This window comes from Rheinheimera sp. KL1 (genome assembly GCF_001275035.1).
GTDB classification, from domain to species: domain Bacteria; phylum Pseudomonadota; class Gammaproteobacteria; order Enterobacterales; family Alteromonadaceae; genus Pararheinheimera; species Pararheinheimera tangshanensis.
This window is the reverse complement of the sequence record NZ_LAMX01000008.1, coordinates 48,128-63,954: the sequence shown is the minus strand read 5'-3', so window position 1 is coordinate 63,954 and position 15,827 is coordinate 48,128. Positions and strand designations below refer to the sequence as shown.

Sequence of the window (15,827 nt, the reverse complement as noted above, 5' to 3'; positions counted from 1 at the left end):
CGGAGATAGGAAAAATTAATAAACTAACATATTGTTTGATATGGACTAATCTTTTACTACTTCAATTCAGTTATAACATGGGGAGAACCCCACAACCGGAGTGCACTCAATGCCATTAGATGCCAGTTTAACCTTTTTAGGCGCCGCCGAGCAGGTTACAGGGTCTTGTTATCTGTTAAAGCTCAAAGAGAAGCAAATTTTACTCGATTGCGGTATGACTCAAGGCGAAAACCAAATTACTGAATGGCATAAATTCCGCTTTGCCTTTCGCCCTAAAGATATCGACTATGTGATTCTGTCGCATGCCCATATTGATCACAGTGGTCTATTGCCGCTGCTGGTGGCTAAAGGTTTTCAGGGCAAAATTTATTGTACTCAGGGCACGGCTTTATTGCTTGGTGTATTGCTGAAAGATTCAGTGCATTTGTATTTAAAAGATCTGGAGTGGCAAAACCGGCAGTTGGCCCGTCAGGGCAAAAGGCTACTGGATCCTGTGATGGGGATACAGGATGTAGAGCAGGTGTTGGACTACTGCCATCCTATAGGCTATCAGCAAAAAACCACAGTCTGCGAAGGGCTTGAGCTGGAGTTTTTGGATGCGGGTCATATCCTGGGTTCTGCCATAGTCCAGCTGGCAGTCAAGCAAGGCAAGGCCATGCGCCAGTTGGTGTTTTCCGGTGATTTGGGTAATCCTGCTACAGTATTGATGCCTGATCCAAGTCCGGTCAAAACCGCTGATCTGGTGCTGATGGAAAGTACCTATGGCGATCGAAACCACCAGCCTTTGCAGAATACGTTGGAAGAATTTGCCAATGCACTGGAAGAAGCACACAGAGGCGGCGGAAATGTATTTATTCCTGCGTTCGCTTTAGGTCGTAGTCAGGAAATTTTGTATTACCTCGGACTTTTGTACCATCAAGGCCGGTTGAAACAAAAGATGGTGGTACTCGATAGCCCAATGGCAATTGAGATCACTAAAATTTACAGTGAGTTGATGAGCGAGTTCGACCGCAAAGATACGAAGGTGTTACATGGCTTTGGAGCTCGTGATTTGCAATCCTTTTTGCCGATCCTACGCCTGGCTTCCAGTATGGAAGAGTCCATGGCGTTAAACCGGGTCAGTGGTGGAGCTATTGTGATTGCAGGTTCTGGCATGTGTAACGGTGGCCGTATTGTGCATCACTTAAAACACAATTTATGGAAAAGCAGCAATCATTTGATTTTCGTTGGTTTTCAGGCCAGGGGGACTTTAGGCCGACGGCTGGTGGATGGTGAAAAAAGAGTCAAACTCTTTGGCCAGAATATAGCGGTCAAAGCAACAGTCCATACCATTGGCGGTTTTTCTGCTCATGCCGGTCAGGATGAGTTAATCGGCTGGGCCAGGATGATCGGCGGTGAGCCACGCTTTTATCTGGTGCATGGTGAACCGCAAGCTCAACAAGCGCTGCAAAGCCGTATGATGGATTACGGCCTGCATTGCCAGATCGCTGAAAAAGGTCAACAAATTAAACTATAGGGGGCGTCCACCACTGTTTTGCTGAAGAAGGTCAGCTAGGTCAACTATGACGCATCCACACTAACCACAGTTGGGCTGATATCTTCACTTGGATAACAGCCCAATACTTTGACAAAACGAGTGATACGGTTCAGTTCATCCAAAGCGCGGGTCATGGCGTAATCGCCTAAATTAGCGAATACGTCCACATAAAACATTTCTTCCCATGGGTTGCCCGGGATAGGGCGAGACTCCAGTTTACCCATGCTGATACCATGTTGTTTCAATACGGTTAATGCATCGACTAAGGCGCCTGGCTGCTGGCCTGTGTACATAATAAAAGTGGTTTTAGCTGGGATGGCTTTCGCCACATTTATTGCTTTGCGCGCCACCACAATAAAACGGCTGGCGTTGTCTTTTTGATTGGCTAAACCGCGGCCTAATACCTCTAAACCATAGAGCTTGCCACCTTCTTCACCACCAATAGCCACTACAGATTTATCCTGAGCTTTACGAACTCGCTCAAAAGCGTCAGAGGAGGCGTCGCAGTATTCAATTTTGACATTGGATAAACCCTGCAGATAATTACTGCACTGAGCTATGACTTGTGGGTGAGCACAAATTTGACGGATTTTAGTTAATTCTGTGCCTTCCACACCCAATAAACAGTGTTCTATAGGGTGGGTCAATTCGCCGACGATCGATAAACGGGTGTGCTGCAGTAAGTCATAGACTTCGTTAATACTGCCGGATGAGGTGTTTTCGATAGGCAACACGGCATAATCAGCATGGCCTGTTTCTACCGCCTGCACTATTTCGTTAAAACTGTCGCAGCCAATTTCAATCAGCTTTTCAGCACGACGGGTGAAGTACTTTTGCGTGGCCCAGTAGCTGTATGAACCCTGACGACCTAAAAAGGCGACACGACAGACAGGACCATTGTCGCCATTGAGTTGGCCTTGCACTTTGGCTTGTTGTTGCAGTACTGAGTCTTCAATAATCACGTGGTAAATTTTAGTCACATACTGAGCGTCTAAACCCAATTCCTTACCACGTTCAATCAATGACACCAGCAACTCTTCTTCCCGTTTTTGATCGCGGATCGGTTTATTTTGTGCCAGTTTGGCATCGGCTACGCTTAATGCGAGCTGACGTCGGGTGCCAACAATTGCAGCAAGTCTTTGTCTGTGCTACTGATCTGCTGGCGAATATGGTCTAAATCTATGCTCATAACAGCGTCCTTTAAGCTAAAAAAAAACCTCCCGATGTTGGGAGGTTTTTTGGTTTATCACGCGCGCGCGACTTACCGCCTCCCCGTTGGGGTGGTAAAGAGGCGAAAAAAGCGAGCGATCTGAATTTGTTTCATGGTCACCACAATAGTAAGTCTGGACGTCTAAAGTCAAGCTTTAGGTTGCAACTTCAGCAAGTATTTTTGCTCACCAGGTAAAAAGCCTAAAGGCTGCTCCTTTAACCAGAAGTCGTGGTCGGCGTCATAAAAAGGCGATAACGGATGACCAGACTGACCTGCCGGGATCACTAAAATACCTTCAGCTTCTTTGCCTGGAGACACCACCATGCGCTCCGACTGGCCATGCACTTTGTTTTGCACTCGCGGCATATGACTGTCGCCATTCATTGGCATAGCAGGCATATTCAACCAGTCACCAAAGAAGGGCACAGCAGCTGCCAAAGGATGCACTATGGCACTCTGATTGATATTGCCCCAACTGGCGCTGGCTAAACTGCCATAATCGGTTTCTAATTTTTGTTTACTCTGCAACACAGCCTGTTGCAACAGGCTACGCCAGGAGCTGAAATCAGCCGGCAAGGTATCAGTACGCTGCTGCTGGATCATTTCCCAGCCAGCGGTTTCCAGTGAAAACTTTAGATCCCGGCCTGATAATTTGTTCTGCTCCAGTAACGCCGTTAAAGGCGCAAAAGTCAGCTCCAGAGTTTTAGCCCGGAAGGCCCGCACCAACGAATAACCGACTGAGCCGATACTGGCCTGACTGGCATCTTTCATCACATAATCCCGATAAGACTCAAGCTGATGTTCTGCCACAAAATCTTTGGTCAGTACAGTCTCGAGCAAGAGCTGTTGCCAGCGAGCGAGCATCAAGCGCGATGATCCAGTTGTATGGCATGCAGGCTTTTCTCGTTATGCTGCGCTGATGCTAAGAGTGCATCCCGGATTTGTTGGCCGCGAGCGCCCAGATCATAGCCGCCATTACCTATTAACTCTAAATCTTTACCGCCAATCATTCGGCTGTTGGCTGTCCAGAGCTGGCCGGATTGAGGCTGGTAAATTTGTGGGTAAGCACTTTGTGACAAATAACCCGTCCAGTTATTCTGGCCATTGCTCCAGTCTTGCGGTGTATCCATCTGTTGTACTTTGCGCTGTGGCAAAGCACCAATCAAAGTCCAGCCAATTGCGCCGTCTTTATCTGCCACCAGTAAGTTTTGCGCCGGAACTCCGGCACTGGCGGCCAGTTTTAACGTCTCTTTTACGCCTTTACTTTTCTCAAGTGTTATTAAATTAAAGTTGGCACCTTGTGGATCATGCGCCACCCAGCGGTAAGCATAATTCTGAAAAGGAGGTGTTAAAACCGGACCCCAGATGGTTTCTTTTTGTAGCACCAACTCATCGGGCTGACCTTTGACCTTAATCACTTCGTTCTGATAACTGAACTCCTGCCAGCCGTCTGTAGTCTGGTATTTCTCAGCTTTCTCATCCAGTTTTAGCGCTATAACATCAGACCAATCTGCGGTGCTGTTGGTAAAACCCCAGGCGATATGACCATTACTACCCGCTACTATAGCCGGAGTGCCTGGCAGGCTGACCCCTGCAACTTCATAGGCTTCTCCGTTTTCTATCCACTTCAGCTGGGCCTTAAACCAGGTGCCTGGCACCCGAATGCCTAAATGCATATCATCGGCCAGAATGGCCCGGCCATCTGCTGTTCTTTTGCCTGAGACGGCAAAGTTATTACTGCCGATATCTGTGCTGTCATGCAAGGAGCAGTCTGTGCAGGCGGTTTTTTGCCCAGCTAATACGGCTGGGTAGCTGGACTTCGGCATAGGTGTCAGACTAACTTTGCTTTCATCCATAGCAGCTTGCCAGTCCGGGCTGTGCTGAAATAAAAAGTCGTACCAGTCCTGGGGTAACTTTTGTTGCATCAAGCCCATAGCTAATTCGTCTTTGCCTTCAGCACCCTGCAAATCCAGATACATGCTGTATAGCGCCAAAAAGGAATCAGCTTCAACCCAGTTACGCGGAGTCTGAGCTAGCAAGCCATACTCAAAAGGTGGCCAACCCAGTTCAGCTAAACCTGCATTCACCCCTGCTGTATATCGCTTTAAGAGTACTTTGTGCTCAGCAGGTAAGGCAGCAAACCCCCATTCTGCTTTGGCTCTGAATCTGTGAATGCGACGTTTTTTATCCAGCTCCAACGCCATTTCGCCAAACAGTTCCGACAGCTCACCAGCTGCATTGCGGCGCAATAAATCCATTTGGAAAAAGCGCTCTTGTGCATGCACAAAACCTAAGGCATAAGCCACATCATTGCGGTTTTCGCCTTCGATACTGGCATAACCCTGAGCATCCCGGCTGATCGCAACACTTTGATTGACCTCCGCAGGCAATTCACCTTCATACAGCGGCAAACTGCTGCGAAGCACAAAGTATAGAAAACCAGCCACCAGCAGTATCAGAGTCAGTAAGCTGATCGAAATCCGTTTAAACCAAAGCATAGGTTTTTGCTTCCAATAGGGTAAAATCAATAACTTATCATAATAGAGGACGATAAGAAGATGAAAGTGATTCAGTTATGGGATAAGGCCATTCGTATTTATCACTGGAGCCAGTTATTGTTGCTGGTTGGTTTATGGTTTAGCGCTGAGCAGGGGTATTTGGTGCTGCATCAGCTTTTTGCCTATTCGTTAGCAGCACTTTTGATCAGTCGTATTCTCTGGGGTTTTGTTGGCAGTGAGACGGCTCGTTTTAGCCATTTCCTGCAAAGTCCGCTGCAGTTGGTACAGATGTGGAATAAAGCTAAACATGGTATCGGCCATAGAGGCTTGTCCGGTTATATGAGTCTGACCTTAATGCTGTTGTTAGCCTTGCAGTTTATTTCCGGCTTAATGACCACAGATGATGTAATGACCGAAGGCCCCTTGTATAGTGCGGTATCCTCTGACTGGTCCTCTTTTGCCTCTTGGTTTCATCATAATAACTTTAATCTGCTATTGGCGCTGATTGCAGTGCACGTGGTTGCAGCTTTGGTGCATGGATTTAAAAAAGACGGTGTTTTAGGCGCTATGCTGCATGGCAAGCTTCAAACTGAAGTACAGCAACCTAAAGTGAAATCAACGGGTTGGTACCTGCTGCTGGTGCTGGTGTTTGCCGGGATTTTTGCGCTCTGGCAAGGTGTATCTTTGTATCAGCAGTGGTGATGTGTAACGGTAGCTTCTAAGGATATATCCAAGGTCATTGGAGTTGCAGCGAGGCGAAAGGCCGCAGTCAACAAAGCTGCGGCTTCAAGGACGAAGGATAGAGATTAGTCTGCTTTGTATTGGTCATGACACGCCTTGCAGTTTTTGGCGAAATTACCAAAAGCAGGCTTAATAGTGGCCTGATCGCCAGACTTAGCGGCAGTTTGCAAGGCTAAAGCATCAGCCTGGAATTGCTCTGCTTTTTGTTTAAAGTCTTGTAGGTTTTTCCAGATCTCTGCTTTGGCATCACTTTTTACTTTGTCAGCACCAGGTACTTCAAAGGCTTCCCATGGCAATGTGGTCAGTGTTGCTAAAGCATCAGCACGTTTTTCTGCACGTTTCGCGTCAAAAGGCACTTTGCCGCGCATCATGTCTCCTAAATCGACGAAATTATGCCGGATCAACTGGAAGCTATGTTGGCGGTAGGTGACTGAGTCTTCGGCGTCGGTAAAGGCGCTGCCCGCCAGAGCTGCGGCAGAAGATAAACCCAAAGATAGCAAGATAAACAGATTTTTCATTGGCTTAATTCTCATTTATTTGATTTTGATGCAATAATGGTTTGATGCTTTTGTATGCCACATTAGCATTACAACTGAACCCCGTCGCTGTCAATTCAGGAAATCATGTGAAGGAAGTCAATTTCCACAAACCTACAGGTATGAATTCCCTTAGCATTAAGTTCGCGCTGCTGGTATTTATGCTAACCATAGTTGCCAGTGCGGCTATTGCTTATGCTGTGCTGATATTGCAACAAAGTGTACTAGTTGAGCAGGAAAAACAACAACTAAAACTGCAATCTGAGAAATATGCCCGTGAATTGGATGCTGCTTTTCTGACCCGAGAAAAAAAAGCTATCAGTGCAAATAACATAGTGGTGCGTTATTTAACAAAAAATACAGCAGTCACTTCCTCCGTGCCTGCAACCTTGCCAGATGGTAGTGTGCGTAGCAGGATGATTTATCGGCAGCCTTTATTCCTCAAACAAAGTTAGATGCTCAGCAAGCACGCTGGTTAGTGCAAACCGAAGAATTATGGCAACAGTTGGCGCCTTTAATGCTGGAGGAGTTTTTTAATTTTTATTTTATTTCGAAACAGGGGTTGATCCGTATAGCTCCTGCCGACTGGGCTCTTGAAGTACCGGTCACTCATGACTTCACCAAAGATATATTCTTTGATATCGCAAGTCCCGAACAAAACCCCAGTCGTCTGCCTCGTTGGACTCCCCTTTATTACGATCCGATTTGGCAAAAATGGATGACCAGTCTGGTGATCCCTGTCTACGCAGAGGATGAATTTCTGGGGGTCACAGGCAGTGACTATGTCCTCGATGAACTGTTTCTTGATTTGACCACTATTGAGCAGTCCTCAAATGGCGTACGTAGCCTGTTATTTGACTCTAGAGGTCATCTGTTACTGGATGGGAAAAAGCCAGTAGCAGTGGAGGGGGGCGCGCAGCAAAACTTTGATGCCAGATATAGTTCAGTTACACCAAGACGTCCGGAGCTGGCCGCTTTTATTCAGCAAGTGGTTGCAAATCCAAAACAGCTGGAGCTGCGACAAGCCGATGTGACTAACTATCTGATCTCCGCGGCTAAAGTAGAGCGATTAGATTGGTACTTGACTCTGTATCAGGATAAACAGGTTGTGATGAGTGGCCTGAAAGATTTTCGTGACAATGTGATGTTAATCTTCCTTGCGGTCGCTGTGGTAGTGGCTTTATCTCTGCAATTTTTTATTTATCAGTTTATTTTAAAACGCTTAACCCGCTTATCCTCTGCAGTACAGCGTATTAGCCGTGGCGACTTGCAACAAATAGCTCTGGATCAGAATGACGATGAGATAGGCATGCTGAACCGGGCTTTTAATGGTATGGCGGACGAAATTCATCAACTGATATCAGGGTTAAATACTCGTATTGTTGAAAAAGAACAAGCTGAACGGGCAACCCGTAAACTGACCAAAGCCGTGGCTTTTTCCAGCTCTGGATTGCTGTTAACTGATAAAGAACTGCATATTGAATACGCCAATCCTTTTATGCTGGAACTGATTGGCTGTACCGCAGAGCAGATGATGCAGAAACCTTTGTCCTCCCTGTTTGCCGCTGAAATGTTTTTTGTCGGTGAAGAAATAGCGCAAACCTTGCGGGAACGTCATCATTGGCGCGGTGATATGTTGTTGCAGCATGTACTTCGTAAACTTTGGGTGTCATTAGCAATAGCACCGATCCGTGATGAAAAGGGGGATGTCAGCAACTATGTCTGCGCCATGCAGGACATTTCTTTTATCAAAGAGAGTCAGCGTAAAATGGAACAGCTGGCCTATTACGATATGCTCACCGGCCTTGCCAATCGCAGTTATTTCCGCGACCAGTTACGCAAAGCTATTGCCATGTCCTCCCGGGGTTATTACCACTTTGCTTTGTTGTATTTTGATCTGGATGAATTTAAGCGGATTAACGACACTTTAGGTCATGATGCCGGTGATGAATTACTCAAAGAAGTAGCCCGCAGGTTAATCAGTCGTTTGCGTGAGGAAGATACCATAGCCCGTTTAGGGGGCGATGAGTTTGCCGTGATCTTAAGCGGGATTAAAGACAGAGCCCAGGCTGCCCTTATTGCTGAAAATTTGCAGCAAAGTTTTGCGGCCCCAGTCAAATTAACAGGTCAGGAAGTAGCAATCAGCGCCAGTATTGGTATCACCATAGCGCCAGAAGATGCGGCTGATGAGGAGCTGTTGCTCAAACATGCTGATCTGGCTATGTATGAGGCTAAGGCTCGTGGTCGTAACACCTATCATTTCTTCAGTCAGGATTTAAACGAGGCTGCCAAAGAGAAATTACAGATTGAAAACCAGCTGCGTGAAGCCATACGCGAGCATCAATTTGTCTTGTATTACCAACCAAAAATAGACATTCGCACTAATGTCGTCATTGGTTATGAAGCATTGCTGCGTTGGGTTCGGCCTGATGGTTCGATGATCCCGCCCTTGCGCTTCATCCCGGTGGCAGAGAGCACGGGGTTGATAGTGGAAATTGGCGAATGGATAGTATGGGAGGCTTGTCGTTTTATCAGCCGCCAGCAATCCAGGGGTCATGATGTCAGCATTTCTATCAACCTGTCGGCACGGCAATTTACCGATCAAAATCTGACCGAAGTGGTCGAGCGGGTATTGCAAAGAACCGGGGCCCGACCCGATAAACTGATCTTCGAAATTACTGAGTCCATGTTAATGGGAGACACTGATGCGGCTATTGCCCAGTTAAATGAGTTAAAAGGGCTGGGGGTGACTTTATCTATTGACGACTTTGGTACAGGCTATTCATCGCTGAGTTATTTAAAGCGATTCCCGGTAGACGAGCTGAAAATAGACCGTTCTTTTGTCAAAGATATTCCGAATGAAACCAATGACATGGACATAGTTGCGGCCATTATCGCGATGGCGCAAAAAATGAACCTGAGGGTGGTGGCAGAAGGGGTAGAGAGCAAAGAACAGGTTGAATTCTTGAAAAACAATGCTTGCTATCTGGTACAAGGTTATTACTTCAGCATGCCAAGAGCAGAGCAGGACTTATATAACCTGAGTTATCAACCATTATTAATAGGGGAAACGCCACTGTAATCTGTAGTTGGGACTAAGCCCGCTTTGCTGCATGCTTTTCCTCGTCAGTGTACAGGGCAAAACCTCAACAAAACCAGGAAACATCCATGATCAAACTAAGACTGTCCTTGTGCAGTACGGCAATGCTTTGCGCGCTATTGCCTGCAGCTTCGGCGGATCAAACCACGCCTGTTCAGGGCATACGTGATAAATCTCCGCAACTTTACGCTTTAACCAATGCCACAGTGATCACTGAACCTGGCAAACGGCTGGACAAAGCGACTGTGCTTATCAGCAACGGTAAAATCAGCAAAATACAAAATAAAGCGGATGTACCGGCTGGTTACCAGACGATAGATGCCAGCGGCTATTTTATTTATCCGGGTTTTATCGATCTATACAGTCAGTATGGCTTGCCCAAAGCAGAAAAGGGCAATGGCTTCGAATTCGGTCGCAAGCCGAATTACACCAATGACCGCAAAGGTGGCAATGCCAGCAATGCCGCTATTCATGCTCGCCAGCAGTGGGTCAGTGAATTTAAACCTGATGCTGAACAGGCAAAAAGTTATCAGCAGCAGGGCTTTACTACGGTGCAATCCGGTCGTTTTGACGGTATTTTTCGTGGCCAGGCTTTTGTTGCCTCATTAGTGCCGGGTTTGCCGAATGAAGCTGTGATGCGGGCACAGGCCAACCAATTTATGGCCTTTAGCAAAGGGACTTCGGTGCAAAGTTATCCATCGTCCTTGATGGGCAGCATAGCCCTTATTCGTCAGACCTTGGCGGATGCCAATTGGTACAGTCAGGCTTACGGCAAAGGCAACTGGCGTTTTTACAATCAAGCCATTGAATTTAATGCTGATTTAGCGGCATTAGGCCAGTTAAAGACTCAGGGGCTGGTGTTTGAAGCTGCTGACGATCAGGCCTTGTTACGGGCGGATAAGCTGTTAAAAGAATTTGGCTTGAATAAAGCGGCTCTGATCGCTTCAGGCTATGAGTACAGTCGTATTGAACAAATCAAAGCAACGGGCCGTCCGCTTATACTGCCTCTGGCTTTTCCTGCAGCACCTGCAGTACAGCAACTGAATGATCAGTTGGATGTGGAATTAGCGCAGTTACGACACTGGGAAAGAGCGCCAGCTAATGCTGCGGTATTGGAGCAGGCCAAAGTGCCTTTTGCGCTGACACTGCATAAACTGGAAAAACCAGAACAATTCTGGCCAAACCTGCGTAAAGCTGTGTCTTATGGCTTAAGTCAGCAAAAAGCTTTAGCCGCACTGACGACCGAACCGGCCAAATGGCTGGGGATGGAGCAACAGATAGGTAAAATTGCTGAAGGTTATCAAGCCGATTTAGTGGTCAGTAAAGGCGATTTATTTGCTGATGGTGAAATAGTAGCGACCTGGGTGCGTGGTCAGCAACAACAGTTCACAGCTATGGATTTACCACAATTTGCCGGTACCTATCAGTTGAATGTCAATGGCAGCAGCTTGCCGTTAGAACTGACAGATAAAAAAGGCTCAGTCGAGGGTACAGTCAAGCTGGGCGATAAAACCAGTAAGTTACAACATGTGGCTGTACAAAAAAATCAGCTGCAGTTTGCTCTGGATCTAAAAGCTTTAGGGCAGGGAGCAGGCATAGCGCAGTTTAGCGGCGAACTCAAAGGTAAAACCTTGCAAGGCAAGTTAGTCACTGCAGAGGGCAATACTCTTGCGATCAGTAGTCTGCAGCAACCTCTCGTTGCCAAAGTTGAACAGAAAAAAGTCACAGAAAAACCTGTTTTAGTGTCAAAACTGACGACTCCTAATCGGGCTTTTGGCGTGACTGAACAAGCCAAACAGCAAAATGTGCATATCAAAAATGCCACAGTCTGGACTTCAGCCAAAGCAGGTAAGTTAGAAAACACCGATGTGCTGGTAGAAGACGGCGAGTTTGTCAAAATTGGTAAAAATTTATCTACTCCGTCTGGTTTTCAGGTGATTGATGCCACCGGCATGCACTTAACAGCTGGTATTATCGATGAGCACTCGCATATCGCCATTGATCAAGGCGTGAACGAAGGCTCAGACGCTGTCACCTCCGAAGTGCGGATTGGTGATGTACTGGATGCGGATGACATTAATATTTATCGTGGTTTAGCAGGCGGTACTACCACAGCCCAACTGTTACACGGCAGTGCTAACCCTATTGGTGGTCAGGCACAAATTATTCAGCTGCGCTGGGGCGATAATTCAGAGCAACTGAAGTTTAAAGGTGCACCACAGAGCATCAAATTTGCTTTAGGTGAAAACGTCAAACAATCCAACTGGGGCGACGACTTTGTCACCCGCTATCCACAAACCCGTAGTGGTGTTGACACTATTATTCGTGATGCCTTCCAGGCTGCCAAAGAATACAAAGCACAATGGGCGGAGTATGAGGATTTATCCAGTTCGGAGCAGAGTAAAACTGCACCACCCCGGTTGGATTATCGTTTAAAAGCTTTGGTTGAAATTTTAGATAAAGAACGTTTTATCCACGTACATTCTTATGTGGCCTCTGAAATTCTGATGATTATCAAATTAGCCGAGGAAATGGGCTTTAACATCACCACTTTCACGCACATTCTGGAAGGCTACAAAGTCGCGGACGAGATGAAAGCACATGGTGCCAGCGCTTCTACTTTTGCCGACTGGTGGGCTTATAAAATGGAAGTGCAGGATGCTATTCCAACCAACGTTTGTTTAATGCAACAACAAGGCGTGTTGGTCAGCGTCAACTCAGATAGCCCGGATTTACAGCGTCGTTTGAATCAGGAAGCGGCCAAAGCTGTGGTCTACTGTGGTATGGATGAACAACAAGCGCTGAATATGGTAACTATTAATCCAGCGAAGCAGTTAAAAATTGATGAAAAAGTGGGTTCAGTCGAAGAGGGCAAACAGGCTGACTTCGTCTTGTGGTCTGCTCATCCATTGTCTGTGTACGCCCGTGCCCAACAAACCTGGATTGAAGGTACACCTTATTATCAACTGACGAAAGACGAGCAACTGCAACAGCAAGTGGCCAGTGAAAAACAACAGCTGATCCAGAAGGTGCTGCAATCTTCTGATGAGGAAAAAGCAGGTTCTGGCGCGTCCTATAAAGCCAATAACCCGGTTTGGCACTGTGAGGATAACCATGACGTGTTATCCCTTGCTTTTGATCACCAGCATTAATGGAGTCCGTCATGAAATTTTCTAAACTTTTTACCCTGATGACGGCAGCACTTTGTGTAACGGCACAGGCTAATGATATAGCGCCAGCTCCTGCACAACGTCAGGCTATCCTGTTACAGGATGCCACTGTGCATACTGTGACCAATGGTGTCTTAAAAGATACTGATGTCTTACTGGTGGACGGTAAAATCAGCGCTATAGGCGCAGATTTAGCAGTGCCAGCTGGCGCACAAGTGCTGTCTTTACAAGGCAAGCAGTTGTATCCAGGTCTGGTCGCTTTAGCGAATCAGCTGGGTTTAACCGAAATTGAAGCAGTACGGTCAACAGATGACACCACAGAAGTGACCAATACCAACCCGGATATCAAAGCTCAGGTCGCTTACAACGCTGACTCCGAAGTAGTCCCTACGATTCGCGCTAATGGTTTTAGTTACAGCCTGGTCTATCCAAATGGCTCTCTGATCATGGGCCAGTCGGCATTGATGCAATTGGATGCCTGGAACTGGACTGATGCCACAGTGGTAGATTCAGTAGCCTTACATATCAAATGGCCCCGTGCTGATGTGACGCCAAGTCCATGGCGGCCACAAAAGCCGGAAGACATTCGTAAAGCCAGTCAAAAGGTTATGGCAGAGCTTGAAGGCTACTTCAAAACAGCAAAAGCTTATGCTGACGCTGTCGGGAAAGGTGTAAAACTGCCAGTTGACTCACGTTGGCAGGCGATGATCCCGGTGTTTAAAGGCGAATTGCCGGTCTTTGTGCATGCCAATGACGAGCGCCAGATGGAGCAAGCCATGAAGTTTGCCCAGCAGTATGGTTTTGCACTGACCATAGTAGGAGGGCGTGACGCCTGGCGCATAGCGCCGCAACTTGCAGCTGCTAAGGTGTCTGTCATTTACACCTCACCTTATGGCATTCCACAACGTGCCGATGAAGCGACTAGTCAGTCATTCCAGACGCCTGCACTGCTTGCTAAAGCAGGTGTGAAGTTTGCGTTATCACTGGACGGCTACTGGGATACCCGCAACGTGGTTTTTGCCGCAGGACAGGCGATTAGCTATGGCTTGAGTCCTGAGCAGGCGTTACGTTCTGTTACACTTGATGCAGCGGCAATTGCTGGTGTAGCTGATAAAATCGGTAGCATCGAAGTGGGCAAAGCCGCCACTCTGGTGGTGTCTGATGGTGATATTTTTGATTATCTGGGGCACAAAGTTCGGTACATGTGGATTGACGGTCGCGCTGTGGATTTAAACAGCAGACATAAACAACTGCATGATAAATATCAGCAGCGTTACCAGGCTGAAAACTAAACAGTCAGGGGCGAAAGCCCCTGAATTTTTTAAGGAAACTTTATGAAACTGATGTCAGTCAGTGCTTTATCCGCCATGCTGGTGCTGGCGGGTTGTCAAAGCACCACTGCTCCTTCCTCTGTGGTTGTGCAGCCCAAAGCCAGTGCGAAAGCCATCGAAGCTCACATGACCTTTTTAGGCGATGACAGCTTAGAAGGCCGTGACACTGGTAGTCGTGGTCATCAAATTGCCTCTAATTACATTGCCACTCAACTGGCAGGTTTAGGTTTAGAGCCAGCAGGGGAACAAGGCTATTTTCAGTCTGTACCTATGCGCAAAGCTTTACTGGTGCAAAGCAGCGCCAAAATGTCGCTGACTAAAGATGGCAAAACCACAAACTTTGAGTATCCAAAGCAGTTTTTCACTGGCCCCAGTACGTTACATGCCAAAGTAGATGTCACAGCGCCTTTGGTGTTTGTTGGTTATGGTCTGGTGTCGAAAGAATTTAATCTGGACGATTACGCTAATCTGGATGTGAAAGGCAAAATAGTGGTGATGCTCAGTGGTCGTCCTAAGTCCTTGCCTAGCGAGGAAGCTGCGCATATCCAAAGTTTAAAAGCGGAAAACGCTGCTGAACGTGGTGCTGTCGGTGTGATCACCTTGCATACTCCTTCAGAAGAAAAAGTACGGCCTTATGCCAATAGTCTGATGTATCTGACCAGCCCTCGTATGCGCTGGTTGCATAAAGATGGCAAAGCAGAAGGGGAGTTTGAGTCCTTAACAGGTTCTGCTTATCTGCACCCTGATGCAGCTAAAGTATTATTTGCAGGAGCCAGTCGTTCTCTGGACGATATTTTTGCTGACTTAGCCGCAGAAAAGGTGCCAACAGGTTTTGCATTGGAAGGTACGGTTAATTTAAAGCGAGAATCTACCACTGAAGATATCACCAGCCCAAACGTGGCTGCGGTATTACCAGGTTCAGATCCAAAGCTTAAAGATGAGTATGTGGTTATAACAGCGCACTCGGATCACATAGGGTTTTCCAACGATGTGCGCAGTAAAGACAAAATCAATAATGGCTTGATGGATAATGCCGCCGGCGTCAGCATTATGCTGGAAACGGCGCGTTTATTTGCTCAGCAAGCGCAGCGGCCAAAACGTTCTTTGTTATTTGTTGCGGTAACAGGGGAAGAAAAAGGTTTGTTGGGGGCTGACTATTTTGCCCATTATCCAACCCGTCCTATCGACAAGTTGGTGGCGAACGTCAATATCGATATGCCGGTGTTGTTGTATCCTTTTGCTGACATCGTAGCTTTTGGCGCCAATCACTCCAGTTTAGGTGTCACAGTAGATACCGCAGCTGCTGCTGTTGGTATTACCCAAAGCCCGGATCCTATGCCTGAACAAGCTATTTTTACCCGTTCAGACCACTACACTTTAGTGCAAAAAGGCGTGCCATCCGTGTTCCTGATGACAGGTTTTACTTCCAAAGATCCAAAGCAAAAAGGTGGCGAAGTCTGGGGCAAGTTTTTTGCCAAACATTACCACAAGCCAACGGATGATAAAGCGGGTTTAACCGCTGACTTTGGTGCTATTCGTTATGATGCTGGTGCTACATTTGCCGACATTAACTTTGGTATCACCACTGAGGTGGCGAATAATCCACAGCGTCCTGTCTGGTTAAAAGACAGTTTCTTTGGCAAGATTTTTGGCAAAGACTACAACCAACAGAAGTAATCTGAAGGGGCAGAGCATAAGCTCTGA

At 47.0% G+C, this 15,827-nt stretch carries 11 protein-coding genes; 7 read left to right on the top strand and 4 right to left on the bottom strand.

From position 1 onward, the window contains the following. Positions 1 to 109 precede the first annotated feature (109 nt). On the top strand, positions 110 to 1,516 hold the full coding sequence (locus tag WH43_RS03430; RefSeq protein WP_053423252.1) for an MBL fold metallo-hydrolase RNA specificity domain-containing protein: 1,407 nt from the start codon (positions 110 to 112) through the stop codon (positions 1,514 to 1,516). A 44-nt stretch (positions 1,517 to 1,560) separates the two neighbouring features. Here the strand turns inward: WH43_RS03430 and WH43_RS03425 are convergent, their stop codons facing one another. The 3 genes from WH43_RS03425 to WH43_RS03420 all read right to left on the bottom strand — a co-directional run bounded on the left by WH43_RS03425 (position 1,561) and on the right by WH43_RS03420 (position 5,245). After that, positions 1,561 to 2,616 carry a prephenate dehydratase domain-containing protein gene (locus WH43_RS03425; RefSeq protein ID WP_286049440.1) on the bottom strand — a complete coding sequence of 352 codons (1,056 nt, stop codon included), beginning with the start codon at positions 2,614 to 2,616 and terminating at the stop codon, positions 1,561 to 1,563. Between the two features lie 278 nt (positions 2,617 to 2,894). Beyond that, complete coding sequence (locus WH43_RS20285) at positions 2,895 to 3,611, bottom strand: penicillin acylase family protein (protein ID WP_286049439.1); 717 nt, start codon at positions 3,609 to 3,611, stop codon at positions 2,895 to 2,897. Next, positions 3,611 to 5,245, bottom strand: a complete 1,635-nt coding sequence (locus WH43_RS03420) for a penicillin acylase family protein (RefSeq protein ID WP_286049436.1) — start codon at positions 5,243 to 5,245, stop codon at positions 3,611 to 3,613. Before WH43_RS03420 ends, WH43_RS20285 begins: the two co-directional genes overlap by 1 nt. 60 nt (positions 5,246 to 5,305) lie before the next feature. Here WH43_RS03420 and WH43_RS03415 point away from each other — a divergent pair, with 60 nt between their 5' ends. After that, positions 5,306 to 5,947 carry a cytochrome b/b6 domain-containing protein gene (locus WH43_RS03415; protein ID WP_053423251.1) on the top strand — a complete coding sequence of 214 codons (642 nt, stop codon included), beginning with the start codon at positions 5,306 to 5,308 and terminating at the stop codon, positions 5,945 to 5,947. 104 nt (positions 5,948 to 6,051) lie between these two features. Here the strand turns inward: WH43_RS03415 and WH43_RS03410 are convergent, their stop codons facing one another. Beyond that, positions 6,052 to 6,504, bottom strand: a complete 453-nt coding sequence (locus WH43_RS03410) for a c-type cytochrome (protein ID WP_053423275.1) — start codon at positions 6,502 to 6,504, stop codon at positions 6,052 to 6,054. Positions 6,505 to 6,611: 107 nt separating this feature from the next. On the opposite strand from WH43_RS03410, the gene WH43_RS20280 reads away from it, so the two are divergent. The 5 genes from WH43_RS20280 (at position 6,612) to WH43_RS03390 (ending at position 15,800) form a co-directional block, all read left to right on the top strand. Continuing rightward, a complete protein-coding gene (locus WH43_RS20280) occupies positions 6,612 to 6,977 on the top strand; it encodes a hypothetical protein (RefSeq protein WP_286049435.1) in 366 nt (121 codons plus the stop codon). Positions 6,978 to 7,000: 23 nt separating this feature from the next. Next, positions 7,001 to 9,604: a bifunctional diguanylate cyclase/phosphodiesterase gene (locus tag WH43_RS03405; RefSeq protein WP_286049434.1), complete on the top strand. Its 2,604-nt coding sequence runs from the start codon at positions 7,001 to 7,003 to the stop codon at positions 9,602 to 9,604. 86 nt (positions 9,605 to 9,690) lie between these two features. Then, complete coding sequence (locus WH43_RS03400) at positions 9,691 to 12,774, top strand: amidohydrolase family protein (RefSeq protein WP_053423250.1); 3,084 nt, start codon at positions 9,691 to 9,693, stop codon at positions 12,772 to 12,774. Positions 12,775 to 12,785: 11 nt separating this feature from the next. Then, positions 12,786 to 14,084: an amidohydrolase family protein gene (locus WH43_RS03395; RefSeq protein WP_053423249.1), complete on the top strand. Its 1,299-nt coding sequence runs from the start codon at positions 12,786 to 12,788 to the stop codon at positions 14,082 to 14,084. A 42-nt stretch (positions 14,085 to 14,126) separates the two neighbouring features. Then, positions 14,127 to 15,800 carry a M28 family metallopeptidase gene (locus tag WH43_RS03390; RefSeq protein ID WP_053423248.1) on the top strand — a complete coding sequence of 558 codons (1,674 nt, stop codon included), beginning with the start codon at positions 14,127 to 14,129 and terminating at the stop codon, positions 15,798 to 15,800. Positions 15,801 to 15,827 lie beyond the last annotated feature (27 nt).

What these genes read in the sequence shown, in the direction of transcription:
- WH43_RS03430 (WP_053423252.1), top strand. Translation starts at nt 110, where the DNA reads ATGCCATTAGATGCCAGTTTAACCTTTTTAGGCGCCGCCGAGCAGGTT.
- WH43_RS20285 (WP_286049439.1), bottom strand. Translation starts at nt 3,611, where the DNA reads ATGCTCGCTCGCTGGCAACAGCTCTTGCTCGAGACTGTACTGACCAAA.
- WH43_RS03395 (WP_053423249.1), top strand. Translation starts at nt 12,786, where the DNA reads ATGAAATTTTCTAAACTTTTTACCCTGATGACGGCAGCACTTTGTGTA.
- WH43_RS03410 (WP_053423275.1), bottom strand. Translation starts at nt 6,504, where the DNA reads ATGAAAAATCTGTTTATCTTGCTATCTTTGGGTTTATCTTCTGCCGCA.
- WH43_RS03390 (WP_053423248.1), top strand. Translation starts at nt 14,127, where the DNA reads ATGAAACTGATGTCAGTCAGTGCTTTATCCGCCATGCTGGTGCTGGCG.
- WH43_RS03400 (WP_053423250.1), top strand. Translation starts at nt 9,691, where the DNA reads ATGATCAAACTAAGACTGTCCTTGTGCAGTACGGCAATGCTTTGCGCG.
- WH43_RS03415 (WP_053423251.1), top strand. Translation starts at nt 5,306, where the DNA reads ATGAAAGTGATTCAGTTATGGGATAAGGCCATTCGTATTTATCACTGG.
- WH43_RS03420 (WP_286049436.1), bottom strand. Translation starts at nt 5,245, where the DNA reads ATGCTTTGGTTTAAACGGATTTCGATCAGCTTACTGACTCTGATACTG.